This window comes from Vibrio sp. ABH4_348, from assembly GCF_056159765.1.
On record NZ_JBSWVW010000002.1, the window covers coordinates 721,587 to 740,072 of the forward strand.

Annotated in this window: 17 protein-coding genes; 11 read left to right on the forward strand and 6 right to left on the reverse strand. The window is 44.7% G+C overall.

Annotation, left to right across the window (positions count from 1 at the left end):
• Positions 1 to 235: 235 nt before the first annotated feature.
• Positions 236 to 1,819, forward strand: coding sequence for an ATP-binding cassette domain-containing protein (locus tag ACXAFJ_RS17050; protein WP_475325067.1), 1,584 nt, complete (start codon positions 236 to 238; stop codon positions 1,817 to 1,819).
• Positions 1,820 to 1,826: 7 nt separating this feature from the next.
• Here the strand turns inward: ACXAFJ_RS17050 and ACXAFJ_RS17055 are convergent, their stop codons facing one another.
• The 5 genes from ACXAFJ_RS17055 to murQ form a co-directional block, all read right to left on the reverse strand.
• Positions 1,827 to 4,010, reverse strand: coding sequence for an ATP-binding protein (locus tag ACXAFJ_RS17055; RefSeq protein ID WP_475325069.1), 2,184 nt, complete (start codon positions 4,008 to 4,010; stop codon positions 1,827 to 1,829).
• Positions 4,011 to 4,015: 5 nt separating this feature from the next.
• Complete coding sequence (locus ACXAFJ_RS17060) at positions 4,016 to 4,516, reverse strand: putative pterin-binding protein (RefSeq protein WP_475325071.1); 501 nt, start codon at positions 4,514 to 4,516, stop codon at positions 4,016 to 4,018.
• A gap of 217 nt (positions 4,517 to 4,733) precedes the next feature.
• Positions 4,734 to 5,576, reverse strand: a complete 843-nt coding sequence (locus ACXAFJ_RS17065) for a MurR/RpiR family transcriptional regulator (protein ID WP_475325072.1) — start codon at positions 5,574 to 5,576, stop codon at positions 4,734 to 4,736.
• A gap of 7 nt (positions 5,577 to 5,583) precedes the next feature.
• Positions 5,584 to 7,062: a PTS transporter subunit EIIC gene (locus ACXAFJ_RS17070; protein WP_475325073.1), complete on the reverse strand. Its 1,479-nt coding sequence runs from the start codon at positions 7,060 to 7,062 to the stop codon at positions 5,584 to 5,586.
• A gap of 20 nt (positions 7,063 to 7,082) precedes the next feature.
• The gene (gene murQ / locus ACXAFJ_RS17075) at positions 7,083 to 8,033 is read right to left on the reverse strand and encodes an N-acetylmuramic acid 6-phosphate etherase (protein ID WP_475325075.1); all 951 of its coding nucleotides are present in this window, start codon (positions 8,031 to 8,033) and stop codon (positions 7,083 to 7,085) included.
• Between the two features lie 624 nt (positions 8,034 to 8,657).
• Between murQ and ACXAFJ_RS17080 the strand changes: the two genes are divergently transcribed.
• From ACXAFJ_RS17080 to ACXAFJ_RS17090, 3 genes are all read left to right on the forward strand, one after another.
• Positions 8,658 to 9,830 (forward strand): efflux RND transporter periplasmic adaptor subunit, encoded by a 1,173-nt coding sequence (locus tag ACXAFJ_RS17080; protein ID WP_475325076.1) that lies wholly within the window; start codon positions 8,658 to 8,660, stop codon positions 9,828 to 9,830.
• Positions 9,831 to 9,840: 10 nt separating this feature from the next.
• Complete coding sequence (locus ACXAFJ_RS17085; RefSeq protein WP_475325078.1) at positions 9,841 to 13,014, forward strand: efflux RND transporter permease subunit; 3,174 nt, start codon at positions 9,841 to 9,843, stop codon at positions 13,012 to 13,014.
• Positions 13,015 to 13,215: 201 nt separating this feature from the next.
• A complete protein-coding gene (locus ACXAFJ_RS17090) occupies positions 13,216 to 14,166 on the forward strand; it encodes a glycerophosphodiester phosphodiesterase family protein (RefSeq protein WP_475325079.1) in 951 nt (316 codons plus the stop codon).
• Between the two features lie 2 nt (positions 14,167 to 14,168).
• Here ACXAFJ_RS17090 and ACXAFJ_RS17095 read toward each other — a convergent pair whose 3' ends face one another.
• Positions 14,169 to 14,603 (reverse strand): hypothetical protein, encoded by a 435-nt coding sequence (locus ACXAFJ_RS17095; RefSeq protein WP_475325081.1) that lies wholly within the window; start codon positions 14,601 to 14,603, stop codon positions 14,169 to 14,171.
• Between the two features lie 166 nt (positions 14,604 to 14,769).
• On the opposite strand from ACXAFJ_RS17095, the gene def reads away from it, so the two are divergent.
• From def to ACXAFJ_RS17130, 7 genes are all read left to right on the forward strand, one after another.
• On the forward strand, positions 14,770 to 15,285 hold the full coding sequence (def, locus tag ACXAFJ_RS17100; protein ID WP_475325082.1) for a peptide deformylase: 516 nt from the start codon (positions 14,770 to 14,772) through the stop codon (positions 15,283 to 15,285).
• A gap of 32 nt (positions 15,286 to 15,317) precedes the next feature.
• Positions 15,318 to 15,695 carry a hypothetical protein gene (locus ACXAFJ_RS17105; protein WP_475325084.1) on the forward strand — a complete coding sequence of 126 codons (378 nt, stop codon included), beginning with the start codon at positions 15,318 to 15,320 and terminating at the stop codon, positions 15,693 to 15,695.
• 23 nt (positions 15,696 to 15,718) lie between these two features.
• Positions 15,719 to 16,270 (forward strand): isochorismatase family protein, encoded by a 552-nt coding sequence (locus ACXAFJ_RS17110; RefSeq protein WP_475325086.1) that lies wholly within the window; start codon positions 15,719 to 15,721, stop codon positions 16,268 to 16,270.
• A gap of 41 nt (positions 16,271 to 16,311) precedes the next feature.
• Complete coding sequence (locus tag ACXAFJ_RS17115) at positions 16,312 to 16,674, forward strand: VOC family protein (RefSeq protein ID WP_475325087.1); 363 nt, start codon at positions 16,312 to 16,314, stop codon at positions 16,672 to 16,674.
• Positions 16,671 to 17,207 carry a GNAT family N-acetyltransferase gene (locus ACXAFJ_RS17120; protein WP_475325089.1) on the forward strand — a complete coding sequence of 179 codons (537 nt, stop codon included), beginning with the start codon at positions 16,671 to 16,673 and terminating at the stop codon, positions 17,205 to 17,207. Before ACXAFJ_RS17115 ends, ACXAFJ_RS17120 begins: the two co-directional genes overlap by 4 nt.
• A gap of 233 nt (positions 17,208 to 17,440) precedes the next feature.
• The gene (locus ACXAFJ_RS17125; RefSeq protein ID WP_475325090.1) at positions 17,441 to 17,668 is read left to right on the forward strand and encodes a hypothetical protein; all 228 of its coding nucleotides are present in this window, start codon (positions 17,441 to 17,443) and stop codon (positions 17,666 to 17,668) included.
• A gap of 150 nt (positions 17,669 to 17,818) precedes the next feature.
• A complete protein-coding gene (locus tag ACXAFJ_RS17130) occupies positions 17,819 to 18,349 on the forward strand; it encodes a hypothetical protein (RefSeq protein ID WP_475325091.1) in 531 nt (176 codons plus the stop codon).
• Positions 18,350 to 18,486: the final 137 nt, after the last annotated feature.

An 18,486-nucleotide genomic window follows, 5' to 3' on the forward strand; every position in this document is an offset into this window, starting at 1 on the left:
AAATTGCCGCCATCACCTTTCTCGGAGTCTGTGCTGAAATGGATAACTAAAACCTGTTGTACATCCTAAATTGTTTTTATTTTTTCGGATCGACAGGGTTAGTATGCGTTTTGTGCGGTGCTCACCAAAAATATTTCCCAAAACTCAGTGTTTTCTGTAACTCGTATGCGGTTATTTAGAACGACTGAACGTGACATCTAAGTATAAGACGCGACCTCTGTCTCTAGGAGGTAGTATGCCTATTCTTAACTTCCAAAATGTTAGCTATCAATTTGATGATGGTGAAACGTTGTTTTCTTCTATTTCGATCAATCTAAATACTGGAATTACCGGATTAGTTGGTGATAACGGCTGCGGAAAGTCGACGTTTGTCGATATTGCCTTGAAGCGCCGAAACCCAAGCACTGGCAGTGCCACGGTAACAGCAAGTTTTGGTTTTTATCTACAAGAGAAGCAATCCAACACCCAAAGTATCGCTGAATATCTCAACCTAGCGGAACCATTAGAGGCGTTGCAGCGAATTGAGCAAGGTAGCGATTGTATTCGCGACTTTGAGTTATTAGCGGAACGCTGGCAAATCAGAGAGGAGCTGAGTGCCTTGTCGGTTGAGCTCGGTATTCCTTATCAACCTGATATGCCCTGTGAGCAGCTCAGTGGAGGACAATGGGCTAAATTGCAGCTGCACATGTTGTTTGAATCAGGTGCCGAACTGCTTGTTTTAGATGAGCCATCAAATCATCTTGACGGTCCGAGCAAAGACTGGCTAATCAACAAAATGCGTTGCTTTGATGGTTGTATTTTACTTGTCACTCACGACAGAGAGCTGTTGCAATACGTACAAGAAATCTGGTTGCTTGAGCAGAAAAAGTTGAAAATCTATGGTGGTAATTACCAAGAGTTTGAGCGTCGGTACCAACTGGAAACATCTGCGATTGAACGTGATTTGTTGCAGGCAAAAACTGAACTTAACAAAGCTAAGAAATTGGCTCAGCGAAACTTGGAAAAGGCTCAACAACGCGCGGCAAGCGGAAAAAGGCAACTCAAAAGCGGAAGTCAGCCGAAAATTTTGATGGACGCAAAAATTAATCGTGCGGCAGCTAACGGTGGGGCGAGACTACGTAAAGAAAAGCTCAATGAATCACGGCTTAAAGAAGAAGTTAAGCAATTTTCAGAGCAACAAGCCCAGCGAAATCGGACGGAGTTTCAGTTTCAGAATTCGGAAACTAAGCGTAAGACCTTACTAGAACTTTCTGGCCTAGTGCTCCCATTTGGTGACAAAACCTCTATCCAGCATGTTTTACGGCAGGGAGATAAATGCCATCTACAAGGAGATAATGGTACGGGAAAATCCACATTGTTAACCTTGATCAAGCGCCAATCGCAACAAGAGTTGACTGATAGTCAGTCATCTACTTGTCGATTGAACTCGTCCGTTTTTTATCTAGATCAGCATTACAGTGTCTTACCACAAGAGTTGAGTCTATTTGAAACCGTTCAATATTTCGTGGCTGGTTGTATCAATGCGGAAGCAAGGACTTTGCTTTCGCAAATTGGTTTTCGCCGTGACAGCGTGTTTCGCAAAGTATCAGACCTAAGCGGAGGAGAAAAAATGAAGCTATCGATGCTGGTGGCTAGTCAAAAACGTGACAAACCCTTGCTGTTGTTAGACGAGCCGGACAACCATCTCGATTTGCGCTCCAAGCAGAACTTAGCGGCGGCGTTACGGAGCTATAAAGGTGCGTTTTTACTGGTGAGTCACGACCGGTGGTTTGTCCGTGAATCGGGCGTCAATCAAGTACTTAGTTTAAACACGCCCTAGTTTGTTTTTATGAGTTTAAATAAACCTTGGCATCTTGTGGGAGCGGTATGAGCTTGGCTACACACTGAGTGAGTTCTTGCGCGTTAAATGGCTTGGCGACAACGTCGTCAAAGCCTGCTTCGTGGTACTGCATGATGTCTTCGTTGAACGCGTTGGCGGTCAGTGCCACCACAGGCGCACCATGGGTAAGATCGCCCGTTTTAATGTGTTCTAACGCCGTTAGACCATCCATCACGGGCATTTGAATATCCAAGAAAACTAAATCGTAGTGATTTTTTGCTAGTAAATTTAGGCACTCTTTACCGTTGTCAGCCAGAGTCACCTTGGCACCTAAGTTGTCTAAGGTGTACTTGGCGACCAGCTGATTCATTTTGACGTCTTCCACTACCAGAATTGACAGGTCTTCTAGTGGCTTGTCATTTTCTATCGGTTCATTAGACGGCTGACTGCCAGAGGTGACCAAAGGCTTAATCACATCGAGTAGTTTGTAGCTGGTGTAAGGTTTGCTGATAAACTGCAAATTGGTAAAGCTATGTAATTGCATACGATTGAACCAGTCGGTAATCAAAATGACTGGGCAATCGTTGAGTTTTCCCACCAGAACCTTTTTTAAGGCATCAAGATCCATCGATTGTGGATGAAATAGGACAATCGGTGAGTCGGAATCGGCTGGGCGCTCAGAGATGGGACATACCCTAAATCCCAATCGGGTCATGTCATTTTCAACTAAGCTCGAATACTGTGTGTCGTATAGATAAAGGGGTGCATCAGGTTCAATTTTGAGTTGATCTGGCTGCATTTTCACCAATTCGAGATTAATCGAGAAGCTAAACGTGGCGCCCATTCCTTGTTCGCTTTCAACCTTGATATCGCCACCCATGTTTTTGATCAGTTTTCGGCTGATCGCGAGCCCTAGACCCGTCCCGCCGTATTTACGCGTGGTAGATTCATCACCTTGTACAAACTCTTCAAATATCTTATCGATTTGCTCTGCGCTGAGACCAATCCCCGTATCCGTGACCTTAACGCAAAGCTCGCAATCATTGTCTGAGAAACTGGTGACAAACTCGACAGTGACGTGTCCCGATTCAGTAAATTTCCATGCATTCGAACAAAAATTACTAATGACTTGCAGAATACGTGTTGGATCCCCTTTTAAGATTAAGTCACAGTTTTTCGGCGTTACAATTACCGCTTCGACATGATGCTTTTCTTTGCGTTGAACAAACAAGGTTCTCACATTTTCGATAATCTCGCGCAGTGAAAAGGAAGTGTTTTCAATATTGAGTTTGCCTGCTTCTACTTTCGACAAATCAAGGACATCGTTGACCAAAGCCAATAGATGTAATCCAGCTTGGTTGATTAGATTGATGTGTTCTTTTGTGTGGCCGTCGGCTTGCGGGTAAAGCGAGGTGTTACTGAGACCAATAATTGCGTTAAGAGGTGTGCGTATTTCGTGAGATATATTCGCCAAGAAGGTCGATTTGGCGCGTGTGCTCGTTTCTGCATCCGCTTTGGCGCTTTGTAATTCACTGTTTTTGTTAGAAAGTTGTTCTGCCAAACGTTTTTGGTTGGCGTAAAGTTTGTAAACCAAACCAATAATACTGAGCGCGGTAAGCAATATAATCAGGTGATACCAATACTGACGTTGGTAGAAAGACTCACGTAATTGCAAAAAGTCATTTTGATGCGCTTGAACTTTCTGCGTGACATCGGCGCTGTAACGAGTCCAGTTTTGTATCAAACGGTCTAAGTTTAATGACGTCAGTACGATTACATCCAGGGCATCGTCATTGCGTTCTAGCGCAATCAGAGTGTCGGCAATTTTTTCCAAATTTGACGCGAGCTGGTCGAGAACTTCGGTATCGCCAAAGTCGCTATGGAGTTTTCGCGTATCATCGCTAAACAAATCGTTGGTAATGCTCGCTCTCATTACTCGAGCTTTGAGTTTAAGACTTCGAAAGTTCTTGTCGTTCTGAGCAATTTGATAATCTTGCAAACTGGTTTTTATCAGCAGCAGCTTTGATCTCGCGTTGATGTTGTTGTTTACAATTGAAAGGTAAGGCGTGTAATTGCTGCTGCTAATTTGTTGAGCAGATATAAAAGCGTAGATGATTAAGCCTACCAGCAACGCAGCCAAACACGCGGCAAGGACAAAAGTAGGTGATTGTTTACCTGATGATGTCGACATTTAGACTACTCGACCTCGATGTAACGAACTTGCCAAACGGAACGGTTGTAAAACAAATCATAATTAAGTTCATCAAACTCGTCGAACGGGTAGACCACGAAGAGTGGCCCCTTATTGTCTATGGTCAGCTGTTCGCCATTTTCGTGGGTAGCGAGTAGGAGACCGTATTTTTCAATATCACTGATAGGGATTGATGACACGTATTCATCCAGCGCTTGAACTCGTATTACTTCCCCTTGGGCATTAACTAATTTAAGTAAGTCTGCAAATAGAAAGCCTTGATAAGTTGCAACTTTTGTGCTGAATGGACTGGACGTTTGGATGGTTGCTTCAGGCAGCTCTTCAAGCATGGCCATATCAAATTCAGCTTCATTTCCAACGTTAGTGCTTCCGATCTTGCCATACACTGTCAACACCACTTCCCCTTCAGGTGAACCTAGATGATCTGCAACCGCAGGAGTTATGAATATGAAACTAAAAAGAAGCGGGATCAAGACTTTGGACATAAGATTCACTCAATGATTTTAACAACTAACATTCCTCTATGAACTTAGGTCATAGCAGCGATATGTTCAACTCGTCACTTAAGATTAAGTAAATGATTTTTATGTCTAGAACCAGTTGATTATCAGACACCTGGCGACAGCCAACTAGAAATAATTGGCCGTCGATTTCTGTCCGTTATTTTTGAAAAGTGAGGGATAGAAAGGTGATGGTTGAGTTTTAAGCTTCTTGAATTTTCTCTACGGCGCGACGTGTTTTGATGATGGGATCCGTGCCAACAAGATTTACTAGTCGAAAATACAAGACGTCGAATGCGATCATTTGCAGTAACTGTGGGGTAACCATACCAAAGTTTTCGTGTTGCTCGGTGTGCAAATAAGGAATTAGGAATTGTGCTTCTTGCGCGAGTTTATTTGAGCCGTATCGAGTGATCGCAATAACCAAGGCCTGGTTTTCCCTTGCCAATTGCGCGGCTGCAACCATTTCTTTGGTATTGCCTCTGGCTGAAATCACCAATAACACATCACCGTCTTGCAATAACGCTGCTTGCATCATTTGGGTGTGATAATCGCGATTGAAGTGCACATTGAGGTTGAGTCGTGTGAGTTTGTGGTGAATATCATTGGCAACCAATGCCGACGCGCCAATTCCGGCTAAGACAACCTTACGACTTTGGCTGAGGATCTTAGCGAGTTCATCGATGGTTTGCGCCGACAACAAGTCCATAGAACGGTCAATTTGCTCGTTAAACAACTGCTTGGTTTTAGCGATCACAACATCGGTGGAATCGCGGTTCGAGAGGCTTCCTACGATATCGGTTGTTGTACTAATTTGGCTAGCGAATGCAGCTAGTTTGAGTTTGAGATCAGGGAAGCCAGTACAGCCCAACCGTTTGGCATAGCGAATGATTGATGAATCACTCATCGCTAAGTCTTTCGCCATGGAGGTGGCACTGTGGCTGGATAAATCAAAGTGGTTTTCAATGATGTATTTTGAAATTCTGGCTTCACTTTTTTGGTCAGATACAACCAACGCACGAATTTTGCTCAAAATGTCATTCATATTTCACTTACATCCCTTGCTTTGATGATGCGGAGTTAAAGTGACGGGTTACGACCTGTGTGAGTAGGTAAAATAGACAGCCTGTAAACAATGCCGCACCAGCACTGATCAAATAAAAAATAAATTTGCCGTCGGCGACCATAGGCAGTAGGGATAAGCCCGCAGTACCAAAGGGAACGATAACACCGACTTGGAAGCTAGCAATAAGAAATCCACCCATCGCGGCCCCTATGCAGCCTGACAAAAAGACACGCGAGTGACGCAGATTTACGCCATATAGCAAGGGTTCAATGAGTCCTACTAAGCCCAATGGCATAGCTTTGAAAACCGTTTGTTTCTCTGATTTGGTTGCCGTCGTCAAACCAAATCCGATGGCAGCGCCAACTTGCCCCAAACCACCCATGGCGAGTATTGGGAATAGGTAGTTGATCGAGTCGCTGTAAATTAGCTCGACATGAATTGGTAGTAAAATCTGGTGCGCACCAGCCGTTATTAACCACATGAAAGCACCGGCAAAAGCCGCCGCAATTGTCGCACCGATGATAGAGTTATCTACCACAAACGTGTTAATGCAGAACACTACTAAGTCGAGTATCGCGCCGCAGATGGGTATCAACACGTAGACAACTGCGATTAACGTAAACCCAAGAGTGAGTAGTGTGCTGAGATACAGTTCAAGGGCGCCGTTTAGCGCGTTTTTCAGTCGATGTTCGACACGAGCAGCCAAGTAGCAAGCGCTAATCACAGTCAACAGGCCACCGTTATTGTTGAATAGGCCAGACAACTGATCGCTAACTGTCGTTGCATGTGGCAGGTTTATGTATCCGATAGTGTTTGTCAGCAGTAAACCGATCAATGCGCCAACAAATATGGATCCTCCAAAGACTTTACTCGACTGAACACCGACAAAAATGGGTATCGCCATTATCATCCATTGTCCAAGTTGCGTCGCTAACGTAACGATAGATGGGACAGAATTGGAAGCCTGTTGCCACACATTTTCCAATCCAAGTAGCAAACCACTGGCGACGATAATGTGCAGAATTGGTGCAAAGATAGCCGCAATTTGTTGTAACACAGGCTTGAAAGAGATTGTTGCACTTGTAAGTTTCGACTTGGCATAAGTGCTTTGGGTACTATTGTTTCGGACCTGATGGTTTGGAGATTTACTTGATGGCTCATGTGTGCTCGAGTTAGAAGCTTGTTCGACCTGATGACAGTCGGAAGCAGACACTGAACGGTCTGTTTGCATCGCTTGCGCGACACTTCCAGCGATACCCGGCCCAACGACAATTTGCAGCTGGTTATCTGCTGACACTAAACCCAACACACCATCGAGCTTTTCAACACCCTCTATTTGACACGAGTTGATATCAACCACAGTGAGACGAACTCGTGTCATACAACTGTTAATTGACGCTAAGTTATTCGCCCCACCCAGCAATGGCATTAACTGTGTTGCTAGCAACGTACTACTTGAAGTCACTATTTATAATCCCTTTTTACCTATTTTTGCGCACTACTGCTTCCGCTTTTCTCCTGCGAGCTTGCGGTGTCCAATTGGTATTTCAGAGTTTCAAAAGGTCTGTTGGCGATGTCGAGTGCGTGTTGGGCGGTGATATCGAGTGACTGCATCAATACCGCAGCGCGAACGTTGTAATCGACTTTATTCAGAAGGCTTTGCGCGGTGTTGGCATCAGTTTCACAGATATCACACACCATTTGAGTGGCGCGAACTCTAAGCTTCTCATTACTGGCTTTAACATCAATCATCCTATTTCCGTGAACTTTGCCAAGCCGAATCATTAACGCGGTGCTCATCATACCCAAAATCATTTTTTGCGCCGTACCACTTTTCATTCTGGTTGAGCCAGACAAGGCTTCTGGGCCCACATCGGGAGAGATGGAAACATCGGCGAAAGAAGAAATTTCGCCACGGCCTCGGGTAGATAACGCAATTGTTTTGGCGCCGATTTTCCTTGCATACTGTAGACCGCCTATGACAAACGGGGTGCGACCACTGGCGGCAATGCCAATAACAACATCAGTTTTGTTGAGTGCTCTGGCTTCGAGCTCGTTTGCAGCGCTGATTTTACAGTCTTCGACATTCTCAACCGCACTTAACATGGCTTGGTGACCACCAGCAATCACAGCCTGAACTAGCTTAGGGCTAGTGCCAAAGGTTGGAGGACATTCGGCAGAGTCGAGCACACCTAAACGTCCACTGGTTCCGGCACCAATATAAAATACTCGGCCACCTTTGCGTAGCTGTTGCTCCATTAACTCAACTGCTTGACTGATTTGGTGCAAAACAGCGCGAATCGCGGCTGGAACGGTTTCATCTTGCTGGTTTAGTGTCGTCAGTATGTTGGCGATAGTCATCTCTGAGAGATGATTGGTTTCCGGATTGAGTTCGTTATTGATTGTTTGTAATAGGCTTGGGTTGTCATTCGTCATGGTCGAAATCTCGCAACAGTAATGACCGTAGTTTGTCACTAAATAAAAAATTCAACAATGTTTGGTCTCGATAATGTCGAGATTCGACATTATCGATTTGTCGTTCCAGTAGAGCATTCCTTCGAGATAACCGCTACCCAATCACATTGGTTAAATTTACCAATATTTAGCCAAATTCGTATAATTGGTTTTGCTTTAGAATGTAAGTGTTTCTATAAGTTATTGTTACATATCGAATATTTTGTTTGGCACGCTACTTGTAATAAAGTGTGTGCTAACAGACCACGATATAAAGGTTTAGGTACTGCCTGAGTGACCAACGCTGCAGTGAATGTGCATCAATCAGTAAAAAAGACGAAATAGCGCAAGAATCGAAAATTATTTGGTTCAGCAGTGTGTGACACTCATCAATACAATTGTGACGTTTTGTGTCTCCATTGATGTGATCTCGGTTTTGTTTTATTGGCTAATAGATAGTAGTGCTATTAGAAAATCTGATTGTAAAACCAACGGTTCGACGGTGCGATGGTTCGCGGTACAAAAACCGAATAACGCAAAAAACTGTGGTCGTAGCAAACGAATACTGACACGACGTCAGTCAACAAGATTTATTAGGATGATCCCATGTCAAAAAAAAGCTTTCTGAAGAAAAGCGCTCGCTGGCTAGCCCCTTTTGCGGTGTTAGGTATAGCGTTTGCTGGCTACACGACGATTGTTCAGGGTGCGGCAGAGCCTGAGCAAGAAAAAACGGTGAATACCTTACCGAAAGTAGACACCAAGCGTTTGTTACCCATCGATCACAACGTTGTAATTACAAGCTATGGTGAAGTGAAGCCGTTTGAAACCACAAGGCTTTCTGCACAAGTCACGGGTGAAGTGATCAGTTGGCATCCTGATTTTGTTGATGGCGGTATTGTCAAACGTGGTGAAATTTTATTTACCATTGATAAAGCCAACTACCAGGCCGCTGTGTTGCAAGCAGAAGCAAATTTAGCGAATGCGCAGGCACTGCTGATTGAAGAAAAAGCGCGCGCTGAGGTGGCAGCAAAACAGGCTAAAAATTTACCTAAACGTCAGGTGACTGATCTTTACCTGCGAAAGCCCCAGCTATTAAGCGCGCAAGCACAGGTTAAATCGGCGCAGGCCGCGCTTAAAAGGGCTCGTCGTGACCTGAGCAACTGTGAAGTGAAAGCACCATATGATGCGCTAGTGGTTACTCGCAACATTGGTGTTGGCCAGTTTGTAAACGCGGGTGCCGAAGTCGCCATGCTCAATAATGTCGAGCATGCTGAAATCCAGATTCCGATCGCGGGCTTTGACAGCGCTTTCTTGCCAGATAGCGTCGAAGGACTTGCCGCCAACATTGAGTATCAAGGTCTTAAACTGGTTGCGCGACAAGGCACAGTATCTCGTGATCTAGGTGTGGTGGATTCCGCCACTCGAATGACGCATCTCGTCGTACGCCTAGAAGATCCTTACGGACTCAATAACGGCTTACCTGCTATTAAGTATGGCTCTTTTGTTGGCGTTAATTTTGAAGGCAAGACCCTCAGCAATATTTATCGTTTACCTCAATCTTTGGTTAACAACCGCACGGTCTGGGTTGTCGGAGATGACAACACACTGCAGCCTCGTGAAGTGACGGTTGCGAGAGCCGAAGGTGAATTTGCCTTGATCGCTGATGGTATAGAGGCATCCGATCAGTTAGTGCTGACACCACCAGAATTCCCGCAAGCCGGAAGCAGCGTGATTATCGCCGACAGTGGTGACGCTCAAACTGAAAACAATGATATCTAGGTAAGTCGCCATGCAAGATACAAATACACCTAAGCAAAGTGGCTTAATCGCGTACTTCGCTCACAACCCAGTGGCTGCTAACTTGTTGATGGGTTTTCTCATTATCATGGGCATTGTGAGCTACTTGGTGATTCCTCGTCAGATGTTTCCAAACGTTGAGATTAACTACGTCAATATCGACGTGAGTTATCCAGGCGCGTCTCCTCAACAAATTGAAGAGACCATATTGGTCAAGGTTGAAGAGAATCTAAAGGATGTCACTGGAATTAAAAAGACCGTCAGTCGCGCCAGCCGAGGCAGTGGTAGCGTCCAGTTAGAAATTGATGTTGATTACGACCTAGATTCTGTTCTTAATACGGTGAAACAGCGGGTTGAGTCGATCGGGTCTTTTCCAAAAGATATGGACCCTATCAACATCTATCAGATTGAGTACAAGCAAGAAGTCATTGAATTGGCAGTAGTTGGTGATCGCGACTTACTTGAACTGAAGCGTGTGTCTAAAAAAGTGGAAGAAGAGCTACTGCAACTGCAGAACGTGCTTTTAGTTGAAACTTGGGCGCCTAATGAAGAAATCGCGGTTGAAATAAAACCCGATGTTCTTCGCAAATACAATTTGACGCTTGAAAAGGTCTCTTCTGCAATACAGCGTTATTCGGCGAATTTTTCTGCTGGTCAAATCAATACCGACTCGGGCACCGTTTCCGTAAGAATTGAGAACCAGTATTACCGCGGTGACGAGTTTAGACGCATTCCAGTCATCATTGGTGCGAATGGTGGCAAAGTATTGCTGGAAGACATTGCCGTAATCAACGATGGGTTAACCGAAGCCGACCGTTACTTCCGTTACTCCGGGCAAAATGCTATTTCGATGTCGGTAAAAGCGACAAAAACTCAGGACATTATTCCTGTTGCTGAGTCTGTATTGTCCTACATCGAGATGAAAAACCAAGAACTGCCAGATGACCTGCAGATCAAAACCTTGGTTGATATGACATTCTATCTCAATGCTCGTTTGGACATGATGTTGAAGAACTTGGGGCAGGGAGCACTCTTGGTTGCCATTATGCTCACTATCTTCCTTCGATTTAGATTGGCAATGTGGGTAATGATTGGTTTGCCTGTGTGTTTCCTCGGAGCAGTGATGTTGATGTCAGCGTTTAGTATGACCATCAATATCATTAGCTTGTTCGCCTTTATTATGGTGCTGGGAATCGTGGTCGATGATGCCATTGTTATCGGTGAAAGTGTCTATAGCGAAGTGGAGCAAAAGGGCCACAGTATCGATAATGTCATCAAAGGCGCCAAACGTGTTGCGACGCCAGCAACCTTTGGTGTATTGACCACGATTGCGGTATTTGCGCCTTTCTTATTCTCAAAGGGGCCTGACGGGGCATTCTTTATCGGGATTTCGGCGGTGGTGATCTTCTGTCTGGTATTCAGCTTGATTGAATCTAAGCTCATTCTCCCAGCTCACTTAGCTCATACAAAATTTGGCCCTAAAAAAGACACCGGTGCTCGCGCCAAGTTTAACCAAGTGTTTTTCGGATTTGTGAATGGTCCTTACCGCCGTTTTGTCGAGCGCTGTGTGGAGTGGCGTTGGACGGTACTGACAGTGTTTATTGCGATGTTAATTGTCAGCGGTGCCATGGTGTCAGCGAATTATGTTCGCATGGTGCCATCGCCCAAAATACCTCATGACTTCCCGAATATCGAAATTACCATGAGCAGCCAGGTGTCGAGTGAGCAAACTATTGCAGCGCTGAAGAAAATCGAAGCTATGGTGTGGGAGATTGAACAGCAAACCATCGCGGAACACGGCCAAGGAATGTTGGTCGATACGCTGACCTTTAACAAAGGCCGTACTAAAGGAGAAATCCTTGCTCCACTTGTAGTCGAAGAGCTGCGCCCCTATGACACCTTTGAGTTGTCTCGACGTTGGCGTGAAGCCATGCCAGAGATTGCTGGTCTTAAGCGACTGCAAATTCAAGACAACTTAACAGGCAATGGTAACTCTGAAGAATTTGGCTATCTGCTGTACGGTGACAACATTGATGTGCTCAACAACGCTGGTCGCGCTCTGATTGCTGAGCTTCAAACCGAAACTGGCTTGTATGACATCTCGTCGTCAATCGATTCGGCAAGTCGTGAAGTGTTATTGTCACTTAAGCCAGTAGCATATGACTTGGGACTAGATCTCGTCAGTGTCGCAAAACAGGTTGGCGGCAGCTTTTACGGGGGTGAAGCTCAGCGTATCTTGCGTGACGGTGAAGAAATCCGCGTGATGGTTCGCTATCCAAAACTCACTCGAGAGGCATTTTCTTCACTTCGCTATGCGGTGATCTCAACGCCGAACGGTGATCAGGTTATGTTAGGTGACGTAGTCGACATCGAAGAGAAAAATGGTTTGGGCAACATTCGTCGTGAAGGTGGCTATCGAACGGTATATGTGTACGGTGCAATTGATGAAGAAGTCGTCGAACCGGATACCGTGGTTGCCAAGATTGCCGAAGATATCTTGCCAGGGATTAAAGATCGCTTCCCAGGTGTTCGAACCCAACTGGGTGGAGACATTGAAGAGCAGCAGGCTCAAAAAAATGAACAAATGCTGTTTTTTGTCGGCAGTATGATCATGGTCTACATTTTGTTAGCGGTACCGCTTAAGAGCTACCTACAGCCCTTGATTGTTATGTCGGTCATTCCGTTTAGTTTGACAGGAGCCATTTGGGGACACTACCTGTTTGGTATGGACATCAGCATGATGTCGACCTTCGGATTGATCGCCGCGGCAGGTGTAGTTATTAACGATTCACTAGTGATGACAGATTATGTCAATCACGCTCGTGCGCAAGGCGCAACGATTAAACAAGCGGTTGTTGAAGCTGGATGTCGTCGATTCCGTGCGATTCTTCTAACTTCAATCACCACATTTGCTGGCGTCTTACCAATTATGTTTGAAACCAGCATGCAAGCAAAGTTGGTTGTTCCAATGGCGGTTGCACTCGGATTCGCAGTGTTGTTTGCGACTCTACTCACTCTAGTTTTGGTACCTTGTTTGTACACAATTCTAGAGGACTTTGTCTCTGGGTTTAGTAAGTTCAAAGGTTTATTTGTTCGCACTAAATCACGAGAGAAAACAGAGGGAACTCAGGAAGTAGAGAGTAAGCACACTGTTGATTTAGCCTAACCAATCCATCCTATTTAGGCTCTTTGACGCGAACTCGATTCGCGTCTTTTTTATTCCTCTACCCACATATGCGTGTGGGTATATGCGCCTCGACAATTGTCGAGGCGTTTTTTATGCAATTTGGTGAACTATGACTGGGCTTTGACTCCGTTTTTACAATCAATCTCTATAAATAAGACTTTCAATATTCGAGACGCAACAATGAAAAGTCTGATTGGGATAGTGAGTTTACTGATAGTCATGGTGATGGTGTTAAAAGAAACACCCGAGGTCAATCGCAGCGTGGGGAAATTAGCCGCCTATCGCGCTGGTGGCCAATGGGTGGATTACACCAGTCTAGCGTCAGATGGCTGCACGGCGAACAACATTTTACGTAATGATAATCCGCACCCTGAAAACACATTAGAGTCGGCGATTTACGCTGTCGAAAATGGTGCGGATATCCTGCACCTCAATGTGCATGTTACAAGAGACAGTAAGTTGGTGGTTTTTCATGACTGGCGTTTGGACTGTGCCACCGATGGTGTGGGGCCAGTTTACAAACACACGCTAGCGGGTTTGGCTGAACTGGATGCAGGTTACGGTTACACCTACGATAACGGCGAGACGTACCCTTGGCGCGGTCACGGCTATCAAATTCACCAAGTACAGGAATATATAGAAGCGCTTCCAAACACGGAGTTTTGGCTAAACATCAAATCGCCTGCGGCGGCTATTGAAACTGTCGAAACTCAGTTAATTGATTTGGCCGAACGCGTTGCCCCAAAACCTCTCACTATCATATTGGATACAGAAACAGAAAAGCAGGTAACTCTTGCCCGTGACAAGCTCAGAGTGGTGAGCAAAGGTACGATGAAATCTTGTGTGCTCGATTACATGTTATTGGGTTGGAGCCAAGTATTTCCGGAGTCTTGTAAGAATACTGTCATTTTTCTTCCCCACGAGTACGTCAATATCGCTTGGGGTTGGCCAGAGGGTTTTGCCAAGCGAATGCATGACAACGACACCGAAGTCTTTTTGTGGCTCAAGCACACAATGATGACACCTGAGCTCGATTTAAGACAGCAAGGAATAGGCGTGGTGACAGGCGACCTGCATTTCTACCAACAAAACCCAAAATTAAGCCGAATTGTGTTCCACAACCGACCTTAACGTTAAGGATTGTTTCGCTCCAAGAACCAGGTGCCTTTGCAGGGGCCATTGGTGATGTGCCAATCGCCCTTGATTGCGTCTTTGTATGCATTGCCAGTAAAGCGATAGTCCCATTGACGATTAGACGCGTAAAGTCGCAGCGAGCCGTCTTCGTTTATCCAGCCTTGCAGGCCCGTTCCATTGTAAGTCAAGCGAAACACGGCTTTACCATTTTCAACTTTGCCGGTAATGGTCGTGCGTTCACACAAATTGTTGTTGGTGACGTTAATTCGTTTACCTGACCAATATCCATCAAACTCGGTAGTCACAGGAAAATCGGGCGCTTGCGGAAGCTTAGGAAACGATTCTTTGCTTTGTCCAAACCATCCGCGCTGTCCACCGGCAATAAAAATCCCTAGTACCAATCCCGCTAACACAATACTCAATTTATTATTCATAAGGGCAATCTTAAATTATTGTTAATGTTATATTTTTTTGTATCCATTCAAACTAAAACCCTGCGAGCAAAAAGCAAGGATGTGAACCCAATTGTATGACTTGTAACTAAAAATGTTAGACTCGAAATTTATAATTCCAAATAAATCATAAAATTAGAGAAGTGGTATGCCAGTAAGAGAAATACTGACAGTGCCGGACCCTCGGCTCAAAATGAAAGCGCAACCCGTTGACAACGTTGCTGATGTTCAACCTTTGATCGATGACCTATTGGACACCATGTATTCCGAGCCAAATGGTGTGGGATTAGCAGCACCGCAAATCGGTGAGTCTGTCGCGATTGTCGTCATTGATGTGTCGCCAACGCGAGATGAACCATTAGTCCTGATCAATCCAAAAGTGGAGTGGGGCGACAATAAAGAATTTGGTCAAGAAGGTTGTTTGTCTATCCCCGAATACTACGAAGATGTTGAGCGCTACACTCATGTTGTCGTTTCGGCGCTTGACCGAGATGGCAATGACATCAAAGTTGAAAGCGACGAGTTTCTTGCGATTGTCATGCAGCACGAAATCGATCATCTGCACGGTATCGTTTTTACTGATTATTTGTCACCGTTGAAAAGGCAACGCGCACTGAAAAAAGTCAAAAAAGCGGTTAAACAAAAGCAGCGAAACGTCGCGTAAATCTGCTTTCAAAACGTTTTAGAGAGGAAACCATGCACCAGCAATACCATTTTCGCCAATCAGAACACGGACTGCTTTCTTGGGATGTGTTTCGCTTACTAAAGCTCGCAAAAAATTTACCTGTTCAGTCAGTTGCTTTGGAGGAGATAAAAGAACTCGATGAAGCATTTTGGTATGACTTAGGTGGTGCAAAACCGACGTGCCGAAGTGTGGTTCAACACGCGAAACAAATACGCGATGCTGATTTGTCCTATCCGATCATCTTGTGTGCCAAAGGTCGCGTTATGGATGGGATGCATCGAGTATGCAAAGCCTTCATGTTAGGGCACTCTCATATTAACGCAGTTCAGTTTTCAGATTCTATCGAACCTGACTTTGTTGGGGTCGAGGCGGATCAACTTCCTTACTAAATTAGCATCAGAGGGACACAAGGATGGCGCAATTCACTTTAGACAAAAATAACACTGGTTTACTGTTAATTGATGTTCAAGGAAAGCTGGCCCAATTGGTTCATCAAAGCTCGCAAGTTCTTATGCGGTGTGAGCAATTGATCCAAGGTTGCCAAGTACTTGGCGTACCAATTGTTTGGGTTGAGCAAAATCCAGAGCGTTTAGGGCCAACAGTTGAACCGCTTGCCAGTTTGCTAGCAGGGCAACCAGCCTTAGCCAAAATGACGTTTGATGCCTGCGATACGCCTGACATTAAACAGGCCATTGAGGACCATTCCGTCGAAAACTGGCTTGTCGCCGGTATAGAAACCCACATATGTGTGTATCAAACCGTCAGTCACCTTTTACGAATGAACAAACAAGTCCAGGTGGTGTCTGATGCCACCAGTTCACGTAATCCGGACCACCATCGTTTAGCGCTAGAAAAAATGACTGCACGTGGCGCAGAAGTGACCTGTGTAGAAATGTGTTTATATGAAATGGTCAAAGACTGCAAAAGTGAGGCGTTTAAGCCAATTTTGAAGTTGATTAAGTGACACAATAGTCGCGGTAAAAACATCATCTAAGGAAGGCAAAGATGGAACATCATAAACTGAATTATGTCGAGTACGCGGCTCGCGACCTCAGCGTGACAAAATCTTTTTTCGAACAAGCGTTCGACTGGACGTTTGAAGACTACGGACCAGAATATACCGCATTTAGCAATCAAGGACTGGACGGTGGCTTTTATTTGGCCAAAAAAAGCTGCCAAGCCTCTCACGGTGGCGCGCTGCTGATTTTCTTCAGTGAAGATATTTTGGCGACACAGGAAAAAGTGGTGCAAAGCGGTGGGGTGATCACTCAATCTATTTTCAACTTTCCCGGCGGTTGCCGTTTTCATTTTACCGAACCGAGCGGTAATGAATTTGCAGTGTGGGCGCAGGGAGATAAGCCTGAGTGAGTCATCAACCAATCAGGGATCTACTGAGCCATGATATCGTTGAAACGGAAAGATTGTGGCTCAGACCGTTTGAAGCCAAAGATACCAGTTTCATTTTAGAGCTACTCAGTGAGCCGAGTTTTATACAAAATATTGTCGATAAAGGCCTTCAGTTTGAAAACGATGCACTTCAGTATTTGAAAGACGTGCCATGGACTCAATACCAAAAATTTGGTTATGGCCTGTATGCGATTGAACACAAGTCCAATGGAAAAGTATTGGGAATGTGTGGTTTGGTTAATCGACCAGAACTTGAATATGCTGACTTAGGTTATGCGTTATTAGAAAATGAAACTGGTAAGGGCTATGCACTCGAAGCGTGTATTGCGATTGTAGATCTGGCAAGAGACGAGTTAAAGATGCCGTATTTGGAAGCGGTTACTAAGTTAAACAATTGCCGATCTCGTGCGCTTCTTGAAAAACTTGAGTTTAACTACACGCGAAATATCGAGTTGTACGGAGAGACCAACGCACACTACTTGAGGGTGCTGTAAATCATGCTATCAGCATGGCTCAGCAATGATTGTTATTGACTTGCTTTGATTTGTGAAATTTGCCAATACTTAGCCAAACTAACCAGTAGGCTGTGTTATTTTCTTAGTGGAACTCTAGTAAGTTATTGAAAATAAAGATTAATAATGTTGGCATAAACGATGCAATGTTGTTGGTTAATACGATAAAAACTATCTAGTGTGAGTGATAGAGTTTAAATAAGAGAGAGGTATCTATGTCAGGACAAGGTTCTGGTGGAAACGTCATTGCGGCGATTTGTAATATTTTCATACCGGGATTAGGCCAGCTTGTGCAAGGCCGTATTTTGCCCGCCATTCTATTTTTTCTCGGGTGGGCCATTTCAGGTGCGTTGACTTGGATATTGATCGGATGGTTAATGCTGCCAATCGCTTATTTGTGGTCGATCATCGATGCCGCGAGATTCAAGCGAAGTGATTACTGACAATCGCCAGACCAATAAATAATTTGATAGAAGAGGCCTTGCGCCTCTTTTTTTGTTATCGCTAATTGAAATCTTCTGCCTAAGCCGTCAAAATGACATAAAGTGAGCGCGCTCAATTAATTCGTATGTAATTAAAACAAGGAAGTCATAATGCTAACGTTACTCAAGATTTTGCTTAGTATCCCTATTGCCTACGGCCTAATGTATCCGGTGTTAAATCCAGACATTCAGGGCGGAATTTTGGGTGAAGTTCAGATGTTGGGCACATGGGGAAGTTTCGGTTTTATAGCAGTTTTTTTGTACTTGGTGTTTCTGTATGCACGAGATTTAAAACGCAGTTTGGAGCTAGTGTCAGGCCCTTCAAGACAAGCCAAACCAAACAGTGTGTGGTGGATGTTTGTTTTGCCATACAATTTTATCGAAGATTTTTTCATCATTTACCATGTCAATAAGAGCCTGCAAATAGAATCGAAGACGAATTCTTCTCTATCGTCGATCGAGCGCTTTGGTTGGATATCTGGTTACGGTTGGTGTGGCGCGCAAATCATCTCTCTAATACCCAATGAAATTGGGTCAACTGCAGGACTTTTGGCCATTGTACTTTGGGTTATTCATTGGCGCTTTGTTCGCTCCGCAAACCGCTTGCTAGCTAATAATTCTCTGCAATCGAAAGCGGCTTAGTAATTGTATTTGAACAAAAATTCTATTACATTAGCGGCCTACGGAAGTCCAAGGAAATGCCATTGACCTTTTCGTCGCAGTACTTGCGATATCGATAGTCAGGTTGAATGAGCGATAGGTGCTTTCACCCATGTTAG